We start from the raw sequence: 21,425 nt of genomic DNA, 5'->3' as shown, positions 1-21,425 counted from the left end.
CTCGTGCGGCCCGTCCGCCCGGTTTCTCGGATCCGTGACGCGCCGCAGCCGGGGCGCCGCCGGGCCCGGGCTCCGTCGAGACGGTCCGGCGGAGCGACCGTCCTCACGGGGTGGGTGAGCGTGATGGGGAAGGAGCCCGCCGTGATGGTCCTGACCGCCCTCGCCGCCTCGGGCTGACGCGCCGCCGCGCCGGGAGCCCCGGTGCGGCGGCGCGCTCGTGGCCCCGGGTCAGGCCTGCGCGGCCAGGACGGGGACGAGCCTCACCTCCTCGGGCGCGTTGGCGTTGTGCCGCTCCGTCCAGGTGGTCAGTGCGGTCTGGCAGGCGTGGTCGAGGTGCCGCAGACCGCTGAGGTCCAGTTCCACGACGCGGTCGGCCGGCAGTGCTTCGAGGGCGTCCAGGAGCCTGGGCAGCCGCAGGAAGGTGGCGTTGCCCGTCAGGCGGACCCGGACGTGCCCGTCGGGCTGCTCCTGGGTCTCCACGTGCAGCCGGGACGTCTCCCAGGCCGTCTTGACGACCGACAGGCCCAGGCCGATCAGCACGCCCTCGAACATGTTGACCGTGACGATGGCCACGGCGGTGGCCAGCAGGACGAGCGCCTCCGAGCGGTGCTCGCGCCACAGCGGGCCGAACTGCTTGAACGGCAGGAGCTTGAACCCGGCGTGCACCAGGACGCCGGCGAGCGCCGCGACGGGTATGACGCCGAGCGCTGCCGGGAGCAGTGCGGCGAAGAGCAGCAGCCATGCGCCGTGCAGCACGCGGGATGCCCTGGTCCGGGCGCCGGCCTGGACGTTGGCGGCGCTGCGGACGATGACGGCGGTCATCGGCAGGGCGCCGAGGGCGCCGCAGAGGGTGTTGCCCGCGCCCTGGGCCATGAGTTCCTTGTCGTAGTCGGTGCGGGGCCCGTTGTGGAGGCGGTCGACGGCGGCGGCGCTGAACAGGCTCTCGGCGGAGGCGACGAGGGTGAAGGCGACGACGGTGACGACCATGGCGGGGGCGAACTGCTCGAACGCCCCGGTGCCGGGCGGCTGGACGGCGTCCAGCAGGCCCTTGACCTCGACCTTCCTCAGCGGGCGGTCCAGCAGCCAGGTCGCGGCCGTGGCGAGCACGACGGCCACCAGCGCGCCCGGGACGACCCGGGCCCTGGCGGGCAGCCGCTGCCACAGCACGATCACCGCGATGGTGGCGGCGCCGGTCGCGAAGGAGTAGCCGGCGGCGGGGGAGGAGGCGAGCCGGGCGAGGAGGGCGGGCAGACCGAGGAGCTTGTCGATCCCGCTCGCGGGCGCGGGCCGGTCGGCCATCGCGTAGAGCTGTCCGGCGATGATGACCAGCCCGATGCCGGCCAGCATGCCCTCGACCACGGCGACGGAGATGGCGCGGAACCAGCGGCCCCAGCGCAGCGCGCCGAGCAGCAGCTGGAGCAGGCCGGCGGCGGTGACCACGATGCCGAGCGCGGGCAGACCGAACCGTTGCACGGTCTCGGCGACCAGGACGGTCAACCCGGCGGCGGGACCGCTGACCTGGAGGCTGCTGCCGGGGAGCAGCCCGGTCACCAGGCCGCCGACGATGCCGGTGATCAGGCCGAGTTCGGCGGGCACGCCCGAGGCGACGGCGACGCCGACGCACAGCGGGAGGGCGACCAGGAAGACGACGAGCGAGGCAGTCAGGTCGTACTTGAACGTGGGACCGGGAGTGGGAAAGCGCATGGGAGCCTTCATCGGTGGGAGTCCGGAGGTGGCGGGCCGCGGTGTCACAGCGGCAGGAAGGCGTCGGCGCCGGGGCGGTGGGCGAGGACCGCGCCGGTGTGCACCTCGTAGAACCAGCCGTGCAGGCCGAGCAGGCCCTCGCCGACCCCGCGGGCGACGCTCGGATGGGTGCGCAGCCTCTCCAACTGGTCCAGGACGTGGCGTTGTGCGGGGGCGGCCAGGTCGTGGCCCGGTGCACCGTCGGGCGTCAGCGCGGTGCCGTCGGCGAGCCAGTCGCGCACCGCGGGCACGCCGGTGAGGTCGTCGCCCCGCACGACGGCGCCCACGGCGCCGCAGTGGGAGTGGCCGCACACCACGATGTCGGCGACGCCCAGGACCTCGACCGCGTACTCGATGGTGGCGGCTTCGGCCGAGGGGACGGACGGCTGGTACGGCGGGACGATGTTGCCGGCGGTGCGCAGCTCGAAGAGGTCCCCCGGTCGGGCGCCGGTCACGGCGGCGGGGATGATGCGGGAGTCGGAGCAGGTGATGAACAGCGCCTGCGGGTGCTGGCCCGCCGCCAGCCGCCCGAACGCGTCGGCGTCCTGCGCGGCGCGGCGGCGGAAGGTGCGGGCGTGGTCGATGAATGCTTGCATGTCGGTGCCTCGGGCCCTTCGGAAGTCTTGTGGGTGCGGGGACTTCGGGACCGTGCCCGCTCGGTACGGAGGCAGCGCGGAGCGCGACGGCGGCGGTCGTGCCGTGGTCCGTCGTGAACTGCCGGGCGTGGGGCGGCGGGGCGGAGCCCCTCTGGGGTGTCGCCACCCTTCCGGGGTGTCGCCGCCGAGGACGAGCGTGCGGGCGCGGTCGGTGCCGATCAGCAGCGGAACACCTGGAGGACCGCGGGTCTGTCCTGTGCGGCCGCCGGGTGCGGCGGTTCGGGGACTGCCTCCGGCGACGGGTGGTCGACGGCAGGGACCTCGTGGTCGAGGGCCGGTCGCGGCTCGGGCTGGTGCTGAGGGGCCCGGACGCTCCGGGGCCGGGTCCAGGCGGGGCCGGGCGCGCACTTGGGTGGCACGGCCTCCTCGGCGAGCTTCGCCGCCGTGGCCGCCCGGGGGCGGCTGGGGTCCCGGGTGTACGTGGATCCGGACGGGGACAGCAGCAGCAGGCCCACCACGGCCAGGAGGGCCACGGCTACGGTGCCGACCACTCTCCTCGCCATGGGCGTTGACCGTTCCTTTCCCTGGTTTTGGCTAGGTTTTGAACTCTCACGCACTCTGACGACTCGGCGCCGGGGCGAGTTCCTGCCTTCCGGTGAACGGTCCGTGAATCAGTTCTGGTGAAAAGTGATGACGTGCTCCACGCGGCTCCGCATGTGGACGGTCGGCATCACGTCCTACGCCCGACCGGCCCGCGCCGACCGGACGTAGGACAGCCGGACCGGCGATCGAGGAGAATGGGCGGCCATGGAGGAGAGGAAGTCGAGCGTGGGCATCGAGGGCCGTCCGGTGACGCTGAGGGTGATCGCCGACCAGCTGGGGCTGGACGTCTCCACCGTCTCCCGGGTCCTGAACGGCCGGGACGGCGACGGGCGGCGGGCCGCCTCCGGACCGACGGCCCGTCGGGTCCGCGATCTGGCCCAGGAACTGGGCTACCGTCGCAACCCGGCCGCGGTGAGCCTGCGCACCCGGCGCAGCAATCTGATCGGCGTGGTGTTCGCCCGGCTGTCCGAGGTCGTCGTCGCGACCATCTACGAGGGCATCGAGGAGGAGGCCGCCCGGCACGGGCTCGCCGCCTTCGTCACCAACAGCCAGGACGACCCGGTCCGCCAGCGCGAGCGGATCGCGATGGTCCTCGGGCGGCGAGTGGACGGCCTCATCATCGGCGACGCCCACCTGGACGGCGCCGCCCTGGTGGACCCGGCCCTGCAGGGGACGCCCCACGTGCTGGTCAACCGCCGTACGGAGGGCGACCTCCCCGCCGTCACCTGCGACGACTACCAGGGCGGCCGCCTGGTCGCCGAGCACTTCCTGAGGCTGGGGCACAGCCACGTCGGCTGCGTCGCGGGCGAGCGCTTCGCCAGCACCGGCACCGACCGCACCGCGGGCTTCGTCGACCGCTACGCCGAGGCGGGCCTCCCGGTGCCGGCCGCCCTGGTCCGGCACTGCGCCTTCGACACCACGGGCGGCCGGGCCGCCGCCACCGCCCTGCTGGGCGCCACCACCCGCCGCCCCACCGCGCTGTTCGCCGTCAACGACCTGGCGGCCATCGGGGTCCTCGGCGCGGCCCGTGACCTCGGCCTGCGCCCCGGGCAGGACCTCGCTCTGGCGGGGTTCAACGACACCCCGGTCGCCGCCGAACTGCCGGTCGCGCTCACCACGGTCCGCTCGCCGATGGCGGAGCAGGGCCGGGTCGCGGTGCGCGAGTTGCTGCGCCGGATGGGCGGTCGGCCGGCCCGGTCCCGGCGGCTCGCGCCCGAGCTGGTGGCACGGGCCTCCAGCGGCGGGCCCGTCGGTCCGTCACTTCTCTGATCACGCAGGACCCGTCGGCCCCTGGCGCCCGCGCCGGTGCGTGCCTATCATCCAACCCAAACGATTGGGCCAAACGTTTGGGTTGGGGGAGTCGATGGCAGCAGCAGGACCGGGCGGCGGGGTCGTGAGCATGCACCGTGTCCACCGCTACGTTCCGATGGTGGTCTGGAAGTGGGCCTGCTACGCCCTGGTGCTGCTCTTCTGGATGCTGATGTACAACGGCATCTGGTGGCAGGGGCTGGTGGTGGACGCCGTGGTGATCGGCGGCCTCCTGGTCGCCGGACGGATCCCGCCGAGCCTGGGCCTACGGGCCGTCGAGGTGCGCCCGGAGGGCCTGCGGCTGCGCTCCGCGAACGAGCCGGAGTCGGTGCTGCTGGACTGGGCCGACATCCTGGACGTCAGGTTCGTCCCCGGCCGCACCGAGGGGCACCGGGCCGGCCGCCGGGAACACGTGACGCTCCACCACGCGGCGGTGGCACTGCTGGTCCGGGACCAGCCGGAGCCGCTGCTCCTCGTCCACGTACGCCGCCCGAAGCGGCTGGCGGTGTCGATCGCGACCCACGTCGCGACGGCCCGGGCCAGGGCGGCCGGGCTGGAACGCCGCGACCCCGAGGGCGCCTGACCGCGGCTCGTGCGGGCCTCGGTCGAGCGTACGGGCCGGGCCCCGCACCGCGGAGCCCGGCCCGTACGGGGTGTCACTGGTCGGAGTAGCTGAGGTCGCCCACCGTCCAGCTGCTGACGTCGGCGATGGCGATGCGGTACATGCCCCCGGTGTGGGGCAGGCCGAAGCTGCCCTGGAGGATGCGGGCGACGTGCAGGTGCAGGTGGGTGGGACGGGCGGGCGGAGTGCTGTCGCCGGCGGCGGAGGTCGCGAAGAGGGCGCCGAAGGGCTTCAAGTGGTCCGAGGTGGCGAGGACTTCGGCCACTCGTTCGTGCCACAGGCGTTCCGGTGCCAGACGGCCGGTGATGACCGCCCCGGGGACGACCACGGTCAGAGGCATCTGGTTGCTGCCCTCGGACTCCACCATCGCGGCGATGTCGACGAGCAGCGCATCAGGGTTCGACATGGACCCGAGAATAGTGCCCCCGGAGGCCGTCCGGGCCGTCCTGCGGCGGCTGGCCCCCCGGAGGTCAGCGCCGAGGGCCTTCCGGCGGGGGCGGGAGGGTGTCGGTGCCGGGTGCGGGTTCCGGCCAGACCAACAGGACGGGGCAGGGGGCGTGGTCGACGACGAAGCGGGTGGTGGGGCCGAGGCTGTGCGGCCCGAGGCGGGTGCGGTCGCCGTCGCGGGCCAGGACGAGCAGTTCGGCGTCCTCCGCCGCCGCGACGACCTCGCGTTCGGTACGGCCGGTGCGCTCCAGGCGGGTGCAGGGCCGTGCGAGCCGGTCGGCGGCGGCGTCGAGGAGCTGCCGCGCGGAGGCGTCGGCGAGGCGTTCCACCCGGTCGCCGGGATCGCGCTCGCGGTGGCCGCGTCCGAGCAGACCGGCGAAGGCGCCGTGCGCGAGGCCGGGGACGTCCGGGCCGCTGACGTGGAGCAGCACGATCCGCGCGTCGCGCGGCGCGTGGGCGCGGGCGGCGTCGACGCAGGCGGGCCAGGTGCCCTCGGTGATCCACACGACGACCGTCACGGGCTCAGCCTCCTCATTCGCGTTCTCCTCATGCCCCGATGATGCGCAGGGACCCCCACAGTGCCACCACGGCCAGGACCAGGGCAGCGGGCACGACGAGCAGTCCGAGCCGGGTGAACTCGCCCAGGCCGACCTCACCGTCGTGTTCGCGCACGATGCGGCGCCACAGCAGGGTGGCCAGCGACCCGGCGTACGTCAGGTTGGGGCCGATGTTCACCCCGAGCAGCACCGCGAGGACGGCGCCCGCGCCGGAGGGGACGGCCAGCGGCAGCAGGACGAGGGTGGCGGGCAGGTTGTTGATGACGTTCGCCAGGACGGCCGCCAGCGCCGCGAGCCCGAGCAGGGCGGCCAGCGAGGTGCCGTGCGGGACGAGGTGCCCGAGCGCGGAGGCCAGCCCGTTGTCGACCACCGCCCGCACCACCACACCGAGCGCCAGGACGAAGGCCAGGAACGGCACGGCGGCCGAGCGCACGATCGCCGCCGGAGTGGTGCGGCGCCGCACGAGCGCCCGCACGGCGAGGACCAGGGCGCCCGCAAGTGCCGCCCAGGCCGGATCGATCCCCACCGCCGAGGTGAGCACGAACCCGGCCAGCGTGCCCGCCACCGTGAACAGCGCGAACAGCGGCATCTGCGGCGCCTGCGCCCCCGCCGGGACCGGGACGGCCGCCTCCAGGTCGGCGGCGAAGAACCGGCGCAGCACCACGTACTCCACACCGATGGCCGCCAGCCACGGCAGCACCATCAACGCGGCGAACCGTGTGAAGCTCAGCCCGCTGGCGGCGAAGGCCAGCAGATTCGTCAGGTTGGAGACCGGCAGCAGCAGCGAGGCGGTGTTCGACAGGTGCGTGCAGGCGTACAGGTGAGGCTTCGGCCGGGCACCGAGGCGGGCCGCCGTCGCGAACACCACCGGCGTCAACAGCACCACCGTGGCGTCGAGGCTCAGCACCGCCGTGACCACCGACGCCACCGCGAACACCTGCACCAGCAGCCGCCGCGCACTGCCCGCCGACGTCCGGGCCATCCACGCCCCGCACGCCTGGAACAGCCCCTCGTCGTCGCACAGCTGCGCCAGCACCAGCACGGCCGCCAGGAACCCGATCACCGGCCCCAGCCGCTGGGCCTCGGCCAGAGCGTGCGCGGGTGGGATCGCGCCCGTGGCGACCACCAGCCCCGCCGCCGGAACGGCGACCACCGCCTCCGGCCACCCCCACGGCCGCACCACTGCGCAGACCAGCACCAGCACCAGCAACCCGACGGACAGCGCCTCGGCGAACGACGTACTCAGGGCCCTGCTCCTCGTGCTGGGGTGACGGTGTGACCCCATCGAACCAGACAGCCCCGGCACGCGCCCGGCCACCCTCCCCGAACTCACTCGGGTGCCCGGACGGCCTCCCGGGTCGCGCCCCAGGAGGAGAGCAGGCGCAGGCCCTCCTCGCTCGCGGAGCCCGGTTCGGCGGTGCAGACCCGCTCGGGGGCGGTCTCCGGTACACCCCTCACCGGTGACTCGCTGAGCGCGCCGGGAGCGGGTTCCCTGGAAGGCAGAGGGCCGGCAGGACATCCCCGGCCCCGCGACGCGAAGGAACCCCCGGCCATGCGCGGAACAGTGATCCACGGCCCCGGCGACATCCGCCTGGAGACCCTGGAGGACCCGGAGATCCTCCACCCCACCGACGCGGTCATCCGCACCGCGGTCACCTGCGTGTGCGGCTCCGACCTGTGGCCGTACCGCGGCCTGGACACCGTCGGCGAACCGAGTCCGATGGGGCACGAGTACGTCGGCTTCGTGGAGGAGGTCGGCAGCGAGGTCACCGGGCTGCGCCCCGGCCAGTTCGTCGTCGGCTCCTTCGCCACCTCGGACAACACCTGCCCGAACTGCCGCAACGGCTTCACGTCGAACTGCCTGAACCGCGAGTTCATGAGCACCTGCCAGGCCGACTACGTACGCATCCCCAACGCCCAGGGCACCCTGGTCGCCACCGAGGAGGTGCCCGGCGAGGAGTTCTGGCCGGGCCTGCTGGCCGTCTCCGACGTGATGGGCACCGGCTGGTGGGCCGCCGACGCGGCCGAGGTGAAGCCCGGCTCGACCGCCGTGGTGGTCGGCGACGGCGCGGTGGGCCTGTGTGCGGTGATCGCCGCCAAGGCGATGGGCGCGGAGCGGATCATCGCGATGAGCCGCCACGAATCCCGGCAGCGGCTGGCCCGGGAGTTCGGCGCGACCGACCTCGTCACCGAGCGCGGCGAGGAGGGCGTGGCCCGGATCAGGGAGCTGACCGGCGGCATCGGCGCCGACAGCGTGCTGGAGTGCGTGGGCACCGCCGAGGCCGTGCAGCAGGGCCTGCGCTCCGCCCGGCCCGGCGGCACCGTCGGCTTCGTCGGTGTCCCGCACGGGGTCGCCGTCGACGGGCAGGAGCTGTTCTTCTCCCACGTCGGCCTGCGCGGCGGCCCGGCTCCCGTGCGCCGCTACCTGCCCGACCTGATCGACCACGTCCTCACCGGGCGGATCGAACCCGGCAAGGTCTTCGACCTCGCCCTGCCGCTGGAGCGGGTCGCCGAGGGGTACCGGGCGATGGACGAGCGCCGCGCCGTCAAGGCCCTCCTCAAGCCCTGACCGCTGCCTCGTCCGGCGGGCTCAGCCGCTCCGTGCGGTCCAGGCAGCAGCCGATCTCCGCGACCAGAGCCTCGGCGCTCAGGGGGAACCCTCGGGCCCCGTGGAGAGCACTTCCGCAGTGTTCTGCCCGTCCTTCAAGGAAGACCCCCGCCAGCACGTCCGTGCCACTGGCGCTGAACGTGACCGACAGCTGAAGGACGACTGTCACGCCGAGTACTTCCGTGCCCCGGGCCCGGAGGATGGCGGCCACGGCGCACCGGCCGGTAACCCGCCCGCCCCACCCCGGCCCCCACCGAACCGCGGGTACGCCGTCCACCCAGGCCGCTCAGGGCCCGAGCAGGGCACCGCGCGCACCCCGGGCCACGGGACGACGGGACGCACGGGGCCGTCCGGGCGACTATGGAGGAAGGCTCCAGCTGCGCTTGTCGGCTCGAACGAGGTTCTGTGATGACCATGCCGGGGAAGTCGCCGTCGAGGCCCGGCCGAGGGGCGGCCGGGGCGACGGCCGGGCGCGACACCGAGGCGCTGGCGCGGATCATGCGGTCGGTGCCGGACCGGCTCGACGCGCACATGGGTGGCCTCTACCTCCTGTCCGAGGACAGGCAGGTGCTCGAACTCGCCGTGACCCTGGGGGCCGCCCGGCAGTTCACCAGGCCCTGGCGGCACGTCGGGCTGGCGGCGCCGATCCCGGTGGCGGAAGCCGCGCGCACCGGCCGCATCGTCTGGGTGGGCGGCGGGGACGACATGGCGCGCCGGTACCCGAGGCTCGCGGTCGCCATGCCGTACGCGTTCTGCCTCGGGGCCGTTCCGCTGGTCACACGGGGGGTCACGTACGGTGTGCTCTTCATCCTCTGGCCCGCCTCGCATCCCTCCGAGCTGTCGGCCCTCGAACGTGAGGGGCTCGGTGAGCTGGCGGCCCGCCTGGCCGGGGTGGCGGCGGAGGCGGCCGGGGCGGGCAGCCCGATCCGGGCCGGCCCACGGCCCGTGCTGGCGGAGGAGCGGGTCGCCGACCTCCTGGTGTCGGCGATATCGCGGCTGCCGGAGGGCATCTGCGACATCGATCTGGACGGCCGGGTGGCCGCGGTCACGCCCGCCGCCGTGGAACTGCTCGGCGAACCGGCGGAACGGCTGATCGGCGCGCGCCCGTGGGCGCTGCTGCCCTGGCTGCGGGATCCGGTGTACGAGTACCACTACCGGGGTGCGGTGATCAGCGGGGAGTCCACCTCCTTCGTCGCGCTGCGGCCGCCGGACCGGTGGCTGTCCTTCCAGCTCTTCCCGGACGCCTCCGGGCTCACCGCGCGGATCGCCGCCGTCGACCCCGGCATCGCCCCCGAAGCCGCCGGGGACGCCGCCCGGCACCACCAGCACACAGGATTCTCGGCCGAGCGGGCCGTGCACACCCGGCCCGGAGCGCTCTACCACGTCCTGCACCTCGCGAGTGCGCTGACCGAGGCCATCGGCGTCCAGGACGTGGTGCGCATGGTGTCCGAACAGATCGTGCCGGCCTTCGGCGGGCAGGCCTTCGCGGTCCTGATGGCCGAGGGCGGCCGGCTGCGCATCGTCGGGCACCGCGGCTACCCGCCCGGCCAGGTCGACCGGTTCGACGGTACCCCGCTGACGGAGTCGACGCCCGGCGTGCAGGCGTCGACCAACGGCGTGCCGGCGTTCTTCGAGAACCGGGCGGAGCTGGAACTGCTCTACCCGAACCGCCCCGAGACCCAGGACGGGATGGCCGCCTGGGCCTACCTGCCGCTGGTGACCTCGCGGAGGCTGATCGGCACCTGTGTGCTGGCCTTCGCCGAACCGCACCACTTCGACGTGGAGGAGCGTGCCGTCCTCACCTCGCTGGGCGGCCTGGTCGCCCAGGCTCTGGACCGGGCCCGGCTGTACGACACCAAACTCGGACTCGCCCAGGGCCTCCAGGAGAGCCTGCTGCCCCACGTGCTGCCCGTGGTCCCCGGCCTGGAGGTCAGCGCCCGCTACCTGCCGTGCACCGAGGGCATGGACGTCGGGGGCGACTTCTACGACCTCATGCAGGTGGGGCCGGACAGCGTGGCCATCGTCATCGGCGACGTCCAGGGCCACAACGTCAACGCCGCCGCGCTGATGGGCCAGGTGCGCACCGCCGTGCGAGCCTTCGCCGCGGCCGACGCCGACCCGAGCACCGTGCTGGCCCGCACCAACCGCCTGCTGGTCGACCTGGACACGACGCTCCTGGCCAGCTGCACCTACCTCTGCGTCGACCTCGCCGCCCGCGAGGCCGGCCTGGCCACCGCCGGCCATCCCGTACCCCTGCTCTACCGCCCGGACGGCCTGGCGGAGGTCGTGGAGCCGCCCGTCGGCCTGGTCCTGAACGTCGACCCCGCCGCCGAGTACCCGCAGCTGCGCCTCCCCCTGCCGGTCGGCACCACCCTGGCCCTGTACACCGACGGCCTGGTCGACACGCCCGGCGCCGACCTCGACCGGGCGCTGGCCGACCTCACGGCCACCCTCGCCCGCCACGGCGCCCAACCCCTCGCCGGGCTGGCCGACGCCCTCCTCGGCCGCGCCGGCCACACGGAACACCGCACGGACGACATCGCGCTCCTGCTGGTCCGCTCCGTCGCGCGCTGAGCCGGGGCCGCGGACGGCCTCATCGAACGGATCCTCGTCCTGGTCGCGGTCGGGCCCCTGACGGCCGGTTCGGCGGTTCCGGCAACCGGCGCGGCGGGTCGTTCGCGGACGGTCGGATTCAGGCAGTGAATGACATGGTCACGACTGTAGATCTCTCCGTCACTGTACGTGCCAAGAGCGTCATGCTGTTCCCGCGGAGACGAACCAGGGCCCGACCGGGGCGCACCTGCGGCCTCCCGCCGCACCGGTGCCGGCGCCACCCGGCGGGCGGCCGTCGTCCCGTCCCCCCAGCAGCCGGCGCGCCGCCCGCCGCGGGCAAGGCGCGCCCGGAACCACCGCTGACATCGACATCCGTACCGACGAAGGGGATTGACTGATGCTGCCCGCCATGTCACGGCACGACCGGGAGATCTTCCTCGCCGACCGGCGGGTCGGGGTCCTGAGCGTCGCGGATCCCAGAGAAGGCGACCGGGCGCCGCTGAGCGTGCCGGTCTGGTACGGGTACGAGCCCGGCGGCGAGGTCCTCGTCCAGACGGGCCGCGAGACGGTCAAGGGCCGACTGCTGCGCGCCGCCGGCCGGTTCAGCCTCTGCGTGCAGGACGAGCGGCGGCCCTACCGGTACGTGAGCGTCGAGGGGCCCGTCGTCGCCGTCGAGGACCCGGTGCCGCCGGCCGTCCGGGACGCGCTGGCGCACCGCTACCTGCAGCCCGACGAGGCCCGCGGCTACCTCGACGCCACCGCCGACCAGCTCAAGGACGACATCCTGTTCCGGCTGCGCCCCCAGCGCTGGCGCACCGCCGACTTCGCGGCCTTCGCCGCCGACTTCACCGACCCCGCCGACCCGGCCGCCGACACCGCCGGCTGACCGGGCCTGCCGTCGGCAGACCACGCACGGCGCGGCGCGGCACCGCCGCCGCAGCCGGGGTCGCAGCCGACCCTCCCGAGAAGGACCAATGACGCGGCCGCTCCCCGGAGGCGCTGACAGCGCTGCTGGGCATCCTCAAGGCCGGCTGCGCGTACGTGCCGCTCGACGACGACCTGCCCCGGTCCGACTGCGCGCCATGGCCGAGGACGCCGGACTGCGCGCCGCCGTCACCCTGCCCGGCGCCGAACGCCGGGTGCGCGGACTGCGGGTGAGCGTCCCGGTCGTCGACGACGCGTCCCCCGGGCCCGTCAGGGCCGCCGGAGTCCTGGCCGAGGCCACCGACTGCGCCTACGTCGCCGTCACCTCCGGCACCACCGGCCGCCCCATGGCTGCTCAGCCGCTACGAGGACGCCCGCGCCGCCTTCGCCGACCCGAGGCTGGTCCGGCCCCCTGCTGTCCGCCTGGCCGCCCGTCGAGGGCGACGACGCGCCGCCGCCCTGCCTGCCGACCTTCCTGGAGATGACCGGCGAGCACCACGAACGCGTCCGCCGAGTCGTCCTGCCGCTGTTCGGCCGCGGACGCCTGGAGTTCATGCGGCCCCGCATCCGCGCCATCGCACAGGAGCTGATCGACGCGATGACGGACGCCGCGCCCGACCGCACGGCCGACCTGGTCGCCGCGTACGTCGAACCGCTGCCGCTGCGGGTGCTGTGCGAGACCATCGGCCTCCCGCACCAGGACGCGACCGCTACCTCCCGCACACCCTCACCCTGATCGGCGCCGCCGGGCTGAGCAGGGACGAGATCCTCGCCGCCCTGCACGCCCTCCAGGACTACGCCCCGGAACTGATCACCCGCAAGGAGGCGGAGGACGGCGAGGAGGACCACATCCGCATGCTCCTCGCCGAGAGCCGCCGCCCCGGCGCCGAGCTGACCAGGGACGACGTGGCCAGCTTCGTCGTCGCCATGCTGATAGCCGGCTACAAGACCAACATGCAGCACACCGGCAACGCCCTGCTCACCCTCCTCACCCACCCCGACCAGCTCCACCGGCTGCGCGAGCGCCCCGCCGGAATCCCCACGGCGGTGGACGAACTGCTGCGCCACGTCCCCCTGATGAACGCGACCAACATCCTGGTCGCGGAGGAGGACTTCACCCTCCACGGCCAGCGGATCCGGGCCGGCGACGCCGTCGTCCCGGTGCCCGCCTCCGCCAACCGCGACCCCAAGGCGTTCACCGACCTCGCCCGCACGCCCAACCCGCACCTCGCCTTCGGCCACGGCCCGCACGCCTGCACCGGCGCACACCTGACCCGGATGCAACTGGCCGTCGTGATCCAGGTGCTGCTGGAGGAGCTGCCCGGCATCGAACTCGCCGAGCCCGCCGAGTCGCTGCCCTGGGACGAGACCACCCCGCTGCGCGCCCCTGCCAGGCTGCCCGTGCGCTGGTGACGACGGCGTCGCTGCCCGACACCTCCGAATCCGCCCAGAAAGGACCGCGCCACGTGAGCGCACCCCAGGCTCCCACCGCCACCGACGACACCGCCGGTGACCACCCGCTGCCCCGCTACCCGTTCAGCACCGACGGCGACCGCCTAGCCCCCGAACTGGACGAACTGCGCAGCCGCTGCCCGGTCGCCCGGGTGAGGACCAGCTCCGGCGGTGAGGCGTGGCTGGTCACCGGCTACGAGCTGGCCCGCGACGTCCTGCGCGACCGCGCCTTCGCCCGCTCCGTACTCGGCGAGGCCGACAGCCCGACCCAGGACGCCCCGATCCTGGCACCCGAACTGCTGGACGCCATGAACCACCGGTGCTCGCGGCGCTCGGCCGCAACCAGCCCGAGCTGCCCGCCGACTGGGTCGCCGGGGTGACCTCGGAGGGCCTGGAGCGGATGGCCGCCGAGGGCGCGCCGGGCGACCTCCAGCGGCACTTCGTCGAGTGGATCGCCGCGCAGTGCCTGTGCCGGCTGCTCGGGCTGCCCTTCGAGGACCGCGAGTGGCTCGCCGAGCGCGCCGACAAGGACCTCACCATGGCGACGTACTCCGACGCGGAGCTCGCCGCCAACTGGGAGGAGATCCGCGCCCACATGGCGGCCTTCATGGCCGCCCGCACCCCCGGGCGCCCGCGCGGTCTCGCCGACCGGCTCGCCGATCTGAACGACGCCCACCGGGGGCTGGACGAACGGCAGTTGTCCAACATCGTCGCCGTGCTGTTCGTCAGCGGCTACGAGGACTTCGCGAGCTTCCTGGGCGTCGCCGCGTTCAACCTGCTCCAGCACCCCGAGGCGATGGCCGCGCTGCGGGAGAGGCCCGAGGAGACGCCCCGGTACGTGGAGGATCTGCTGCGGTGCAGCGTCGTCCTCGGCAACGCCATCCCGCGCTTCGTCACCCGCGACACCTCCCTCGGCGGGGCGCGGGTCAAGGCCGGTCACCTGGGCCTGCTCTCGCTGGACGCGGCCGACTTCGACCCCGGGGCGTTCGCCGACGCCGGGCGGTTCGAGCCGGGCCGCTCGCCCAACCCCCATCTGCGCTTCGGCCACGGCCGTCACCACTGCCCCGGCGCCCACCTGGTGCGCCGGCAGTCCGACATCGCCTTCCGGGTGCTGCCCCAGCGCTTCCCCGGCCTGCGGCCGGCCGTCCCGGCGGCCGAAGTGCCCTGGCACCCCAACCGGATGGCCATCACGGCTGCGGCCGTGCCGGTCACCTGGTGAGCTGAGCCGCCCCGGTGCGGGAGCCCTTGCCGCCGGTGGACCCGCCCTGGGGCGGTTCGCCCTCGGGGCGTCACCGGGGCCGCAGCGCCGCGAAGCCCGTTCGGAGCGGGCGGACGCCGCAGGGTGCGTCCCGTCCTGGCAGCCGACCGGCCCGCCGGACCGGGCGGGAGGGCCTGACCGCTGGTCAGCCGCTCCCGCCCGCACGGCGCACGCCGTAGGCGGCGGCGCCGAGGGCCAGCACCACGACGCCCCACAGGACCGACGCGGCGGGCAGGGCGAAGGCCAGGACCAGGCAGCCGGCCAGACCGATAAGGGGCACGCCGCGCGGCGGCCGCCCCTCCTCGGCGGTGAGCGTCCAGGCGGAGGCGTTGGCGACGGCGTAGTAGGCGAGCACCCCGAACGACGAGAAGCCGATCGCGCCGCGGACGTCACCGACGGCCGCGACCACGGCGACGACGGCGCCGACGGTGAGCTCGGCGCGGTGCGGCACGGCGAAGCGCGGGTGGACGGCCGCGAGCCCCGGCGGCAGGTGGCGGTCACGGGCCATCGCCAGGGTGGTGCGGGAGACGCCGAGGATCAGAGCCAGCAGTGAGCCGAGCGCGGCCACGGCCGCGCCGACCCGTACCACCGGGGCCAGGCCGGGCACCCCGGCGGCCCGGACGGCGTCCGCGAGCGGGGCGGTGGCGTGGGCCAGGCGCTCGGGGCCGAGGACGGCCAGGACGGCGAGCGCGACGGCGGCGTAGACGGCCAGGGTGATGCCGAGCGCCAGCGGAATCGCGCGGGGGATGGTCCGCTGCGGATCGCGGACCTCCTCGCCGAGGGTGGCGATCCGCGCGTACCCGGCGAAGGCGAAGAACAGCAGGCCCGCCGCCTGGAGCACGCCGTGGAAACCGGCGTCCGCACCGACCGCCCAGCGGCCGGCATCGGCGCCGCCGCCGGTCGGACAGGCGACGACGACCGCCGCCAGCACCGCCAGCACCACGGCCACGATCACCCGGGTGAGCCAGGCGGCCTTCTGCACCCCGACGTAGTTCACCGCCGTCAGCGCCACCACCGCCGCGACCGCCACCGCGTGCGCCTGCTGCGGCCACACGTACGAGCCGACGGTGAGGGCCATCGCCGCGCACGAGGCGGTCTTCCCGACGACGAAGCCCCACCCGGCGAGGTAGCCCCAGAGCTCGCCCAGCCGCTCGCGGCCGTAGACGTAGGTGCCGCCCGACTGCGGATAGCGGGCGGCCAGCCGGGCCGAGGACGTCGCGTTGCAGTACGCCACCACTCCGGCCAGGGCCAGCCCGACCAGCAGCCCCGACCCGGCGGCCCCGGCGGCGGGCGCGAGCGCGGCGAAGACACCGGCGCCGATCATCGACCCCAGCCCGATCACCACGGCGTCGAACACGCCCAGGTGCCTCCGCAGCTCCTCCGGCCCGGTCGCCTGTGCCGATGTACCCATGGATCCGTGCCCTTCGACGCTCTTCGATGTCGGCGCGCACCCTACTGGACCGGCGGATCCCCGACCGGGTCGCGGTGCGCCCTCCCGCGCCGGACGGGGCTCCCGGAGCGCGTCACCGTCAGCCGAGCAGGGCGCCGCCCAGGAGCAGGGCGACCACGAACGCGGCCAGCAGGGCGTGGCGCCGGTCGCCGGTGCGGAGCCAGCGGGCGACGGTGACCAGGATGCCCAGGGCCGGGGCGGCGGACAGGGCGAGGAGGCCGAGGCCGAGCAGTAGGGGCCCCGTGCCGTGCTGGGAGGCGAGGTCGGCGAGGGCGAGCGGACGGGCGGTGCGGTCGCCGGCGGCCAGTGCGGCGATCAGACCGGCCAGGACCAGGGCCAGGGCGAGGGCGCTGGCGGCGAGCAGCACGGTGGCGGTGAGCCGGTTGGTTCGCGCCTCCTCGGCGAGGGCGTCCGGGGCCGGACCGGTCGCGGGCCCGGACTCCGGGGCGGTGGCGGGGACGGCCCCGTCGGTGGGCAGTTCGGTGGGCAGTTCAGACATCGATCACTCCGAAGGCGCCGAGCAGGAAGGAGAGGCCGGAAGCGAGCACCACGGTGGTGTAGACGGCTTCGATGGTGCCCACCGAGAGCCGGCCGGAGAGCCGGGAGCCGAGCAGTGACCCGGTGGTGATGCCGAGCACGATCGGGGCGACCAGCAGGGGCTGCACCACGCCGGCCGCGAAGTAGACCACGAAGCTGGCCACCGCGGTGATGCCGATCATGAACTGGCTGGTGGCGGTGGCCACCCGGACGGGAACGCCCATGCCCACCGTCATCGCGGGCACCTTGAGGAAGCCGCCGCCGATGCCCAGCATCCCGGAGAGCATCCCGGCCGCCATGGAGGCGCCGGCGCCGAGGAGCGGGCGCCGGGCCCGGTAGGAGCGTGGGGTGCCGTCGGTCTCGTCCGCGACCAGGCCGGTCAGTGCCCCGCGGCCCTCCAGGGCCCGCAGTCCGTGCCGGGCGAGCGCGTCCGGCGGGGTGCCGGCGGGCGCCGACCCGCTCTCGGGGGCGGGGAGTCGCTTGCGCCGTCGGGTGAGTTCGGCGGAGAGGAACTGGCTGATGCCGAACACGCCCTCCAGGAGCGGGCGCGGGATGAAGGCGGTGACCAGGCTTCCGGCGATGCCGCCGACGGTGGTGGTCACCTCCAGGCTGAACGCCAGGCGTTTGTGGGTCAGGCCCTGGCGCAGATAGGCGGCGGAGCCGGTGGCCGAGTTGGTGGTGACGGCGGCCAGCGAGACGGCCACCGCGGAGCGGAACGAGACGCCGTAGCCGAGCACCAGGACCGGCACGACGACCGCACCGCCGCCGATCCCGGTCAGTGCGCCGACGCCGCCCGCTGCGGCGCCCATGAGTATCAGTACGAGGAGGTTGGTGAACGTCAAGGTCATCGGCATGCCCTTTCCCGGGGGGCGCGTGGACAGCGTGTGCCGAGTGCACATCTTCCGGAACCAGAACGTTAGTTGACGCAGAATCAGCGGAATGCGGGACTGTGACGTACACCACCGGTACCGGCTGGACAGTTTACTTGTCGGTAACATGGCGGACCCGGGAGAGTGGCATCGTCGATTCCGCTCGCACCGTGATGTGCGATCGGTGCGCGCCTGCAACCTCTCCTCCGAGGAAAGGGCAAAATCCATGACTCCGTTAGCCGTTCAGCAGCGTCCCTCCGCCGCTGACCCCATCGCCGAACCCGTCGGAACCGGCGGGGCGGCCTTTCTGGAAAACGTCCGCCGCTTCGCCCGGGAGCGCATCGCCCCACTGGCCGGACCGATCGACCGCAGTGACGAGATCGGCACCGAACTGTTCGCCGAGATCGCCCGGCAGGGGCTGTTCGCCAACTCCCTCGGCTACCGGGCCGACCAGCCGCACGGCGGCCCCGGGCGGGTGCGCTTCCTGCTCGACGTGCTGGAGGAGCTGGCCCGGGTCTCGCCCGCCGTCGCCAAGGCGGTGATGGACCAGAACCTGGGCCAGGTCGGGATGTTGCGCGAGTACGCGGGCTCCGACCTGCGCGACCACTACCTCGAAGCGATCCGCACCGGTGAGAAGCAGGCCGCCTTCGCGATGAGCGAGCCGCAGACCGGGTCGAACGTCGCCCGGTTCACCACGGTGGCGACCCCGGTCGAGGGCGGCTACCGGATCAGCGGCGAGAAGGACTGGATCACCGGCGCGGCCCGCCGGAAGGTGCATTTCGTGGTCGCCAAGCCGGCCGCCGAATCGCGCGAGGTCGGCCTCTTCCTGGTGGACCGGAGCAAGCTCGGCGCCGGCGACGGGACGGTCGAGATCGACGACCGGAAGGAGAAGCTGGGCCTGCGCGGGCTCGGCGAATTCCACGTCCGGTACCACGATGTGTTCGTACCCGTCGAACAGGTGGTGCTCGGTTTCGACCGGACTTCGCTGCGTAGAATCATGCGCCACTACAACGGAAAGCGGCTCGGCCAGTCGGCGATTTGCCTGGGGCTTTCGAAGAGCGCGCTGCGCACGGCCTTCGACTACGCCAACGCCCGTCTTCCGGCCGGTTCGCCGGGCCACCTGGCGATGCAGTCCACGCTGGCTCCGCTGGTCGGTGAGCTGCGGGCCGCGCAGTCGCTCATCGACTGGGCCGCGGGCGAGTGGGCCGGCGGGGACGAGACCGGCGCGCCGAGCGCGATGGCCAAGTACGTGACGGGCGAGCTGGCGCAGCGGGTCACCAATGCCGCCGCCCAGGTGTGCGGCGCCAACGGACTGTCGGACAAGATGCCGCTGGTCCGGCTGATGCGGGACGCCCGGATGCTCACCATGGCCGGTGGAGCCTCGGAGGTGCTGCGCGGCACGGTCGCCCAGCACCTGGACCGGCTGCTCGACTGAGCCTCGACTGAACCCGGCACCTACGCACCCCACGGTCACGCCCGCCGGCCGTACACCGGTCGGCGGGGCGTGACCGGCCCCGCCCAGTTCGAGAAGGAGTGAACGATGCGCGTTGCGACCGTCCGGACCGGTGGCGCGGAGAGACTCGCGCTGGTCGACCCGGAGGGCGGCACCCTGGCGCTGCCCGCGGCGGACGGCCGGAGGCCGGTCGGCCTGGCCGAGCTGCTCCCGGCCGGGCCCGAGGCCTGGGCGGAGTTCGCCGAGCGGGCCGGCCGCGGCCCGCGACTGCCCCTCGACGAGGTCGACCTGCTGGCGCCACTGCCGCGTCCGGCGAACAACCTGTTCGCCCTGGGGCTGAACTACACCGACCATGGCGAGGAGGCCTACCGCGCGGCCGGCCGGGAGTACCGCAGGCCCCGGCACCCGGTGGTGTTCACCAAGGACCGCCGCTGCGTGGCCGCGCCCGTCGGGCCCGTCGGCATCGACTTCTCGATCTCCCGGGAGATCGACTGGGAGGTCGAACTCGCCGTGGTGATCGGCCGCCGCGCCTGGCGGGTCGACGAGGACGGCGCGCTGGACCACGTCTTCGGCTACTGCGTGGCCAACGACATCACCGCGCGCGACCTCCAGACCCGGCACAAGCAGTACTACCTGTCGAAGAGCCTGCCCGGCAGCTGCCCCCTGGGCCCCTGGATCACCACGGCCGACGAGGTCCCGGACCCGCACGACCTGGCGATCGCGCTCAGCGTCAACGGCGTGCCCCGGCAGGTCTCCAGTACCGACCGGATGGTGTTCTCGGTCCCGGAGACCATCGCCGCGATCTCCCGGATCGTCCCGCTGGAGCCCGGCGACCTCATCCTGACCGGCACTCCGGCCGGTACGGGCTTCGCCGCCGACCCGCCGGGCTACCTGACGCCCGGCGACGTCGTCGAGTGCTCGATCGAGGGGCTCGGAACGCTCGGCAACCGGATCACCGCCCTGGACTGAGGCAGCGGATCACGCCGCCGCGACGAGCCGCTCCGTGCTGCCGAGCGCGCCGCCGACCGCGCCGCCGACCCCGTCGACGGCCGGCCCGGCGGTGGACCGGCGGCTCAGCACGGAGCCCCCGCCCACCGCTCCGCTGACCAGCAGCCCCCCGGCCAGCAGCGCGCCCCGCGCGCCGAGCAGCTGGATCGAGGCACCCAGCAGCGGCGGGCCGGCCAGGCCCCAGAGCGTGCTGACGCTGCGCCAGGCGCCCAGGACCCGTCCGCGGAGGTGGGCGGGCGGGTCGGTCTGGAGGATCGTGGACACGGCCGTGTCGCTGAGCGACTCCAGGACGGCCATGGGTACGACCAGCAGGGCGAGCAGGAGAAGGGTGGGCGAGAGCGCCGCGAGGCACTGGAGGAGCCCCCCGGCCGCCGTCAGGACCGCCACCAGCCGCACCGAGGGGTTGCGCAGCCGACCCGCGATCACCGCGCCGACCGTGCCGCCGACGGCCAGCACGGTGGCGATCAGACCGTACTCCCGGGCCCCGCCGTGCAGTGCCCCGCTCACCAGGGCGGCGAGGGTGAGGCCGTAGTTGCGGCCGAGCATCGAGCCGAGGCCGGTGAGGCAGGCCACCGCGACCAGGCGGCGCCGGCCGACGAAGAACGCGACGCCGGCCCGGACGCCCTGGCGGTCGGTGTCCGGCTCCGGTCCGTCGGCCGGCGCCGCGCCCGCCGCCGGCCGCAGGAACGGAATGACCAGCGCCACCACGACGAAGGACAGGCCGTTGGCCAGGTAGGCGCTCCCCATCCCGAACAGGCCGACCACGACCCCGGCGAGGGCGGTGCCCGCCAGGCGTCCGACGCTGTGCACCACCGAGCCCACCGCGATCGCCGAGGGCACGTCCTCACGGGGGACGAGGTCGTTGCCGAGCAGGGCGCAGGCCGGGGACTCGATGGTGGCGATCAGCCCGGTGAGCACCGCCAGCACCAGGAGGACGGGAACGCTGAGCGCGCCCAGCGCCACCAGCGCCGCCGTGCCGAGGGCGATCACGGCCAGGGCCGCCTGGCTCACGGCGGCGGTGGTCTTGCGGGGCCACCGGTCGACCGCCGCTCCGCCGGCCAGGCCCAGCAGCAGTCCGGGCGCCACCTGGAGGGCGAGCGACAGACCGGTGACCGCGGCCGATCCGGTCAACTGGAGGACCAGGAGGTTCTGGACGGTCAGTTGCATCCAGGCCCCGGCGTTGGAGACCAGGTTGGCCATCGACCACCAGCGCATGCTCCGGTGGCGCAGCGAACGCCAGGGCGCGCGGGAGGCTTCCGGTCCGGTCTCCGCCGAACGCGCCACGGGCAGGGCGGAGCCCGGGCCCTTGCGGGGGGAGGGGACGAGAACGCGCCGGGCGCGCGACGGTGCGGTGATTCTGGGCAGCACTTTCACAACCGGATCGAGGGGTACGCGGGAAGGGCCGGGCTCGATCCGGGCAGGCGTCGCCGGTGCGTG

At 74.3% G+C, this 21,425-nt stretch carries 22 protein-coding genes; 11 read left to right on the top strand and 11 right to left on the bottom strand.

The window, feature by feature from the left end:
• Positions 1 to 228 precede the first annotated feature (228 nt).
• The 3 genes from ACFV1W_RS20165 to ACFV1W_RS20155 form a co-directional block, all read right to left on the bottom strand.
• Positions 229 to 1,704 (bottom strand): SulP family inorganic anion transporter, encoded by a 1,476-nt coding sequence (locus tag ACFV1W_RS20165; RefSeq protein ID WP_380418348.1) that lies wholly within the window; start codon positions 1,702 to 1,704, stop codon positions 229 to 231.
• 44 nt (positions 1,705 to 1,748) lie between these two features.
• Positions 1,749 to 2,339 (bottom strand): carbonic anhydrase, encoded by a 591-nt coding sequence (locus tag ACFV1W_RS20160; RefSeq protein WP_380418346.1) that lies wholly within the window; start codon positions 2,337 to 2,339, stop codon positions 1,749 to 1,751.
• 218 nt (positions 2,340 to 2,557) lie between these two features.
• Complete coding sequence (locus ACFV1W_RS20155; RefSeq protein WP_380418344.1) at positions 2,558 to 2,902, bottom strand: hypothetical protein; 345 nt, start codon at positions 2,900 to 2,902, stop codon at positions 2,558 to 2,560.
• 244 nt (positions 2,903 to 3,146) lie between these two features.
• Between ACFV1W_RS20155 and ACFV1W_RS20150 the strand changes: the two genes are divergently transcribed.
• Both ACFV1W_RS20150 and ACFV1W_RS20145 read left to right on the top strand, forming a co-directional pair.
• A complete protein-coding gene (locus tag ACFV1W_RS20150; RefSeq protein WP_380418342.1) occupies positions 3,147 to 4,211 on the top strand; it encodes a LacI family DNA-binding transcriptional regulator in 1,065 nt (354 codons plus the stop codon).
• A 124-nt stretch (positions 4,212 to 4,335) separates the two neighbouring features.
• A complete protein-coding gene (locus ACFV1W_RS20145; RefSeq protein WP_380418340.1) occupies positions 4,336 to 4,833 on the top strand; it encodes a hypothetical protein in 498 nt (165 codons plus the stop codon).
• A 73-nt stretch (positions 4,834 to 4,906) separates the two neighbouring features.
• On the opposite strand, the gene ACFV1W_RS20140 is transcribed toward ACFV1W_RS20145, so the two are convergent.
• From ACFV1W_RS20140 to ACFV1W_RS20125, 4 genes are all read right to left on the bottom strand, one after another.
• Positions 4,907 to 5,278 carry a hypothetical protein gene (locus ACFV1W_RS20140; protein WP_380418338.1) on the bottom strand — a complete coding sequence of 124 codons (372 nt, stop codon included), beginning with the start codon at positions 5,276 to 5,278 and terminating at the stop codon, positions 4,907 to 4,909.
• Positions 5,279 to 5,342: 64 nt separating this feature from the next.
• A complete protein-coding gene (locus ACFV1W_RS20135; protein ID WP_380418336.1) occupies positions 5,343 to 5,837 on the bottom strand; it encodes a universal stress protein in 495 nt (164 codons plus the stop codon).
• A 28-nt stretch (positions 5,838 to 5,865) separates the two neighbouring features.
• Complete coding sequence (locus ACFV1W_RS20130) at positions 5,866 to 7,161, bottom strand: SLC13 family permease (RefSeq protein ID WP_380418334.1); 1,296 nt, start codon at positions 7,159 to 7,161, stop codon at positions 5,866 to 5,868.
• A 44-nt stretch (positions 7,162 to 7,205) separates the two neighbouring features.
• Positions 7,206 to 7,334: a hypothetical protein gene (locus ACFV1W_RS20125; RefSeq protein WP_380418332.1), complete on the bottom strand. Its 129-nt coding sequence runs from the start codon at positions 7,332 to 7,334 to the stop codon at positions 7,206 to 7,208.
• 94 nt (positions 7,335 to 7,428) lie between these two features.
• Between ACFV1W_RS20125 and ACFV1W_RS20120 the strand changes: the two genes are divergently transcribed.
• The 7 genes from ACFV1W_RS20120 (at position 7,429) to ACFV1W_RS20090 (ending at position 14,632) form a co-directional block, all read left to right on the top strand.
• A complete protein-coding gene (locus ACFV1W_RS20120) occupies positions 7,429 to 8,445 on the top strand; it encodes a zinc-dependent alcohol dehydrogenase family protein (protein ID WP_380418330.1) in 1,017 nt (338 codons plus the stop codon).
• Positions 8,446 to 8,892: 447 nt separating this feature from the next.
• Entirely contained in the window at positions 8,893 to 11,058 is a 2,166-nt protein-coding gene (locus tag ACFV1W_RS20115) for a SpoIIE family protein phosphatase (RefSeq protein ID WP_380418328.1), read from the top strand.
• Between the two features lie 388 nt (positions 11,059 to 11,446).
• Positions 11,447 to 11,923 (top strand): pyridoxamine 5'-phosphate oxidase family protein, encoded by a 477-nt coding sequence (locus tag ACFV1W_RS20110; RefSeq protein ID WP_380418326.1) that lies wholly within the window; start codon positions 11,447 to 11,449, stop codon positions 11,921 to 11,923.
• Positions 11,924 to 12,442: 519 nt separating this feature from the next.
• Positions 12,443 to 12,697, top strand: a complete 255-nt coding sequence (locus ACFV1W_RS20105; RefSeq protein WP_380418324.1) for a hypothetical protein — start codon at positions 12,443 to 12,445, stop codon at positions 12,695 to 12,697.
• Complete coding sequence (locus ACFV1W_RS20100) at positions 12,634 to 13,374, top strand: cytochrome P450 (RefSeq protein WP_380418323.1); 741 nt, start codon at positions 12,634 to 12,636, stop codon at positions 13,372 to 13,374. Before ACFV1W_RS20105 ends, ACFV1W_RS20100 begins: the two co-directional genes overlap by 64 nt.
• Before the next feature lie 53 nt (positions 13,375 to 13,427).
• Entirely contained in the window at positions 13,428 to 13,793 is a 366-nt protein-coding gene (locus tag ACFV1W_RS20095; RefSeq protein WP_380418321.1) for a hypothetical protein, read from the top strand.
• On the top strand, positions 13,733 to 14,632 hold the full coding sequence (locus tag ACFV1W_RS20090; protein ID WP_380418319.1) for a cytochrome P450: 900 nt from the start codon (positions 13,733 to 13,735) through the stop codon (positions 14,630 to 14,632). The genes ACFV1W_RS20095 and ACFV1W_RS20090 overlap by 61 nt, the downstream gene beginning before the upstream one ends.
• 184 nt (positions 14,633 to 14,816) lie before the next feature.
• Here the strand turns inward: ACFV1W_RS20090 and ACFV1W_RS20085 are convergent, their stop codons facing one another.
• The 3 genes from ACFV1W_RS20085 to ACFV1W_RS20075 form a co-directional block, all read right to left on the bottom strand.
• Entirely contained in the window at positions 14,817 to 16,082 is a 1,266-nt protein-coding gene (locus ACFV1W_RS20085; protein ID WP_380418317.1) for an APC family permease, read from the bottom strand.
• Positions 16,083 to 16,200: 118 nt separating this feature from the next.
• The gene (locus ACFV1W_RS20080; RefSeq protein ID WP_380418315.1) at positions 16,201 to 16,620 is read right to left on the bottom strand and encodes a hypothetical protein; all 420 of its coding nucleotides are present in this window, start codon (positions 16,618 to 16,620) and stop codon (positions 16,201 to 16,203) included.
• The gene (locus tag ACFV1W_RS20075) at positions 16,613 to 17,506 is read right to left on the bottom strand and encodes a sulfite exporter TauE/SafE family protein (RefSeq protein WP_380418313.1); all 894 of its coding nucleotides are present in this window, start codon (positions 17,504 to 17,506) and stop codon (positions 16,613 to 16,615) included. Before ACFV1W_RS20075 ends, ACFV1W_RS20080 begins: the two co-directional genes overlap by 8 nt.
• A 247-nt stretch (positions 17,507 to 17,753) precedes the next feature.
• Here ACFV1W_RS20075 and ACFV1W_RS20070 point away from each other — a divergent pair, with 247 nt between their 5' ends.
• Together ACFV1W_RS20070 and ACFV1W_RS20065 are read left to right on the top strand one after the other, a co-directional pair.
• Positions 17,754 to 18,962 (top strand): acyl-CoA dehydrogenase family protein, encoded by a 1,209-nt coding sequence (locus ACFV1W_RS20070; RefSeq protein WP_380418311.1) that lies wholly within the window; start codon positions 17,754 to 17,756, stop codon positions 18,960 to 18,962.
• A 105-nt stretch (positions 18,963 to 19,067) separates the two neighbouring features.
• Positions 19,068 to 19,949: a fumarylacetoacetate hydrolase family protein gene (locus ACFV1W_RS20065; protein WP_380418309.1), complete on the top strand. Its 882-nt coding sequence runs from the start codon at positions 19,068 to 19,070 to the stop codon at positions 19,947 to 19,949.
• 9 nt (positions 19,950 to 19,958) lie between these two features.
• Here ACFV1W_RS20065 and ACFV1W_RS20060 read toward each other — a convergent pair whose 3' ends face one another.
• Entirely contained in the window at positions 19,959 to 21,356 is a 1,398-nt protein-coding gene (locus ACFV1W_RS20060; RefSeq protein ID WP_380418307.1) for an MFS transporter, read from the bottom strand.
• Positions 21,357 to 21,425: the final 69 nt, after the last annotated feature.

Origin of the sequence: Kitasatospora sp. NPDC059648 (assembly GCF_042734825.1) — a bacterium.
GTDB lineage: Bacteria > Actinomycetota > Actinomycetes > Streptomycetales > Streptomycetaceae > Kitasatospora.
This window is presented reverse-complemented; position numbering and strand designations above follow the sequence as displayed.

Excerpts from the sequence above, each read along its gene's own strand:
- ACFV1W_RS20165 (WP_380418348.1), bottom strand. The coding sequence starts at position 1,704 with ATGCGCTTTCCCACTCCCGGTCCCACGTTCAAGTACGACCTGACTGCC.
- ACFV1W_RS20160 (WP_380418346.1), bottom strand. The coding sequence starts at position 2,339 with ATGCAAGCATTCATCGACCACGCCCGCACCTTCCGCCGCCGCGCCGCG.
- ACFV1W_RS20155 (WP_380418344.1), bottom strand. The coding sequence starts at position 2,902 with ATGGCGAGGAGAGTGGTCGGCACCGTAGCCGTGGCCCTCCTGGCCGTG.
- ACFV1W_RS20150 (WP_380418342.1), top strand. The coding sequence starts at position 3,147 with ATGGAGGAGAGGAAGTCGAGCGTGGGCATCGAGGGCCGTCCGGTGACG.
- ACFV1W_RS20140 (WP_380418338.1), bottom strand. The coding sequence starts at position 5,278 with ATGTCGAACCCTGATGCGCTGCTCGTCGACATCGCCGCGATGGTGGAG.
- ACFV1W_RS20130 (WP_380418334.1), bottom strand. The coding sequence starts at position 7,161 with ATGGGGTCACACCGTCACCCCAGCACGAGGAGCAGGGCCCTGAGTACG.
- ACFV1W_RS20120 (WP_380418330.1), top strand. The coding sequence starts at position 7,429 with ATGCGCGGAACAGTGATCCACGGCCCCGGCGACATCCGCCTGGAGACC.
- ACFV1W_RS20115 (WP_380418328.1), top strand. The coding sequence starts at position 8,893 with ATGACCATGCCGGGGAAGTCGCCGTCGAGGCCCGGCCGAGGGGCGGCC.
- ACFV1W_RS20110 (WP_380418326.1), top strand. The coding sequence starts at position 11,447 with ATGTCACGGCACGACCGGGAGATCTTCCTCGCCGACCGGCGGGTCGGG.
- ACFV1W_RS20105 (WP_380418324.1), top strand. The coding sequence starts at position 12,443 with ATGACCGGCGAGCACCACGAACGCGTCCGCCGAGTCGTCCTGCCGCTG.
- ACFV1W_RS20085 (WP_380418317.1), bottom strand. The coding sequence starts at position 16,082 with ATGGGTACATCGGCACAGGCGACCGGGCCGGAGGAGCTGCGGAGGCAC.
- ACFV1W_RS20080 (WP_380418315.1), bottom strand. The coding sequence starts at position 16,620 with ATGTCTGAACTGCCCACCGAACTGCCCACCGACGGGGCCGTCCCCGCC.
- ACFV1W_RS20075 (WP_380418313.1), bottom strand. The coding sequence starts at position 17,506 with ATGACCTTGACGTTCACCAACCTCCTCGTACTGATACTCATGGGCGCC.
- ACFV1W_RS20070 (WP_380418311.1), top strand. The coding sequence starts at position 17,754 with ATGACTCCGTTAGCCGTTCAGCAGCGTCCCTCCGCCGCTGACCCCATC.
- ACFV1W_RS20065 (WP_380418309.1), top strand. The coding sequence starts at position 19,068 with ATGCGCGTTGCGACCGTCCGGACCGGTGGCGCGGAGAGACTCGCGCTG.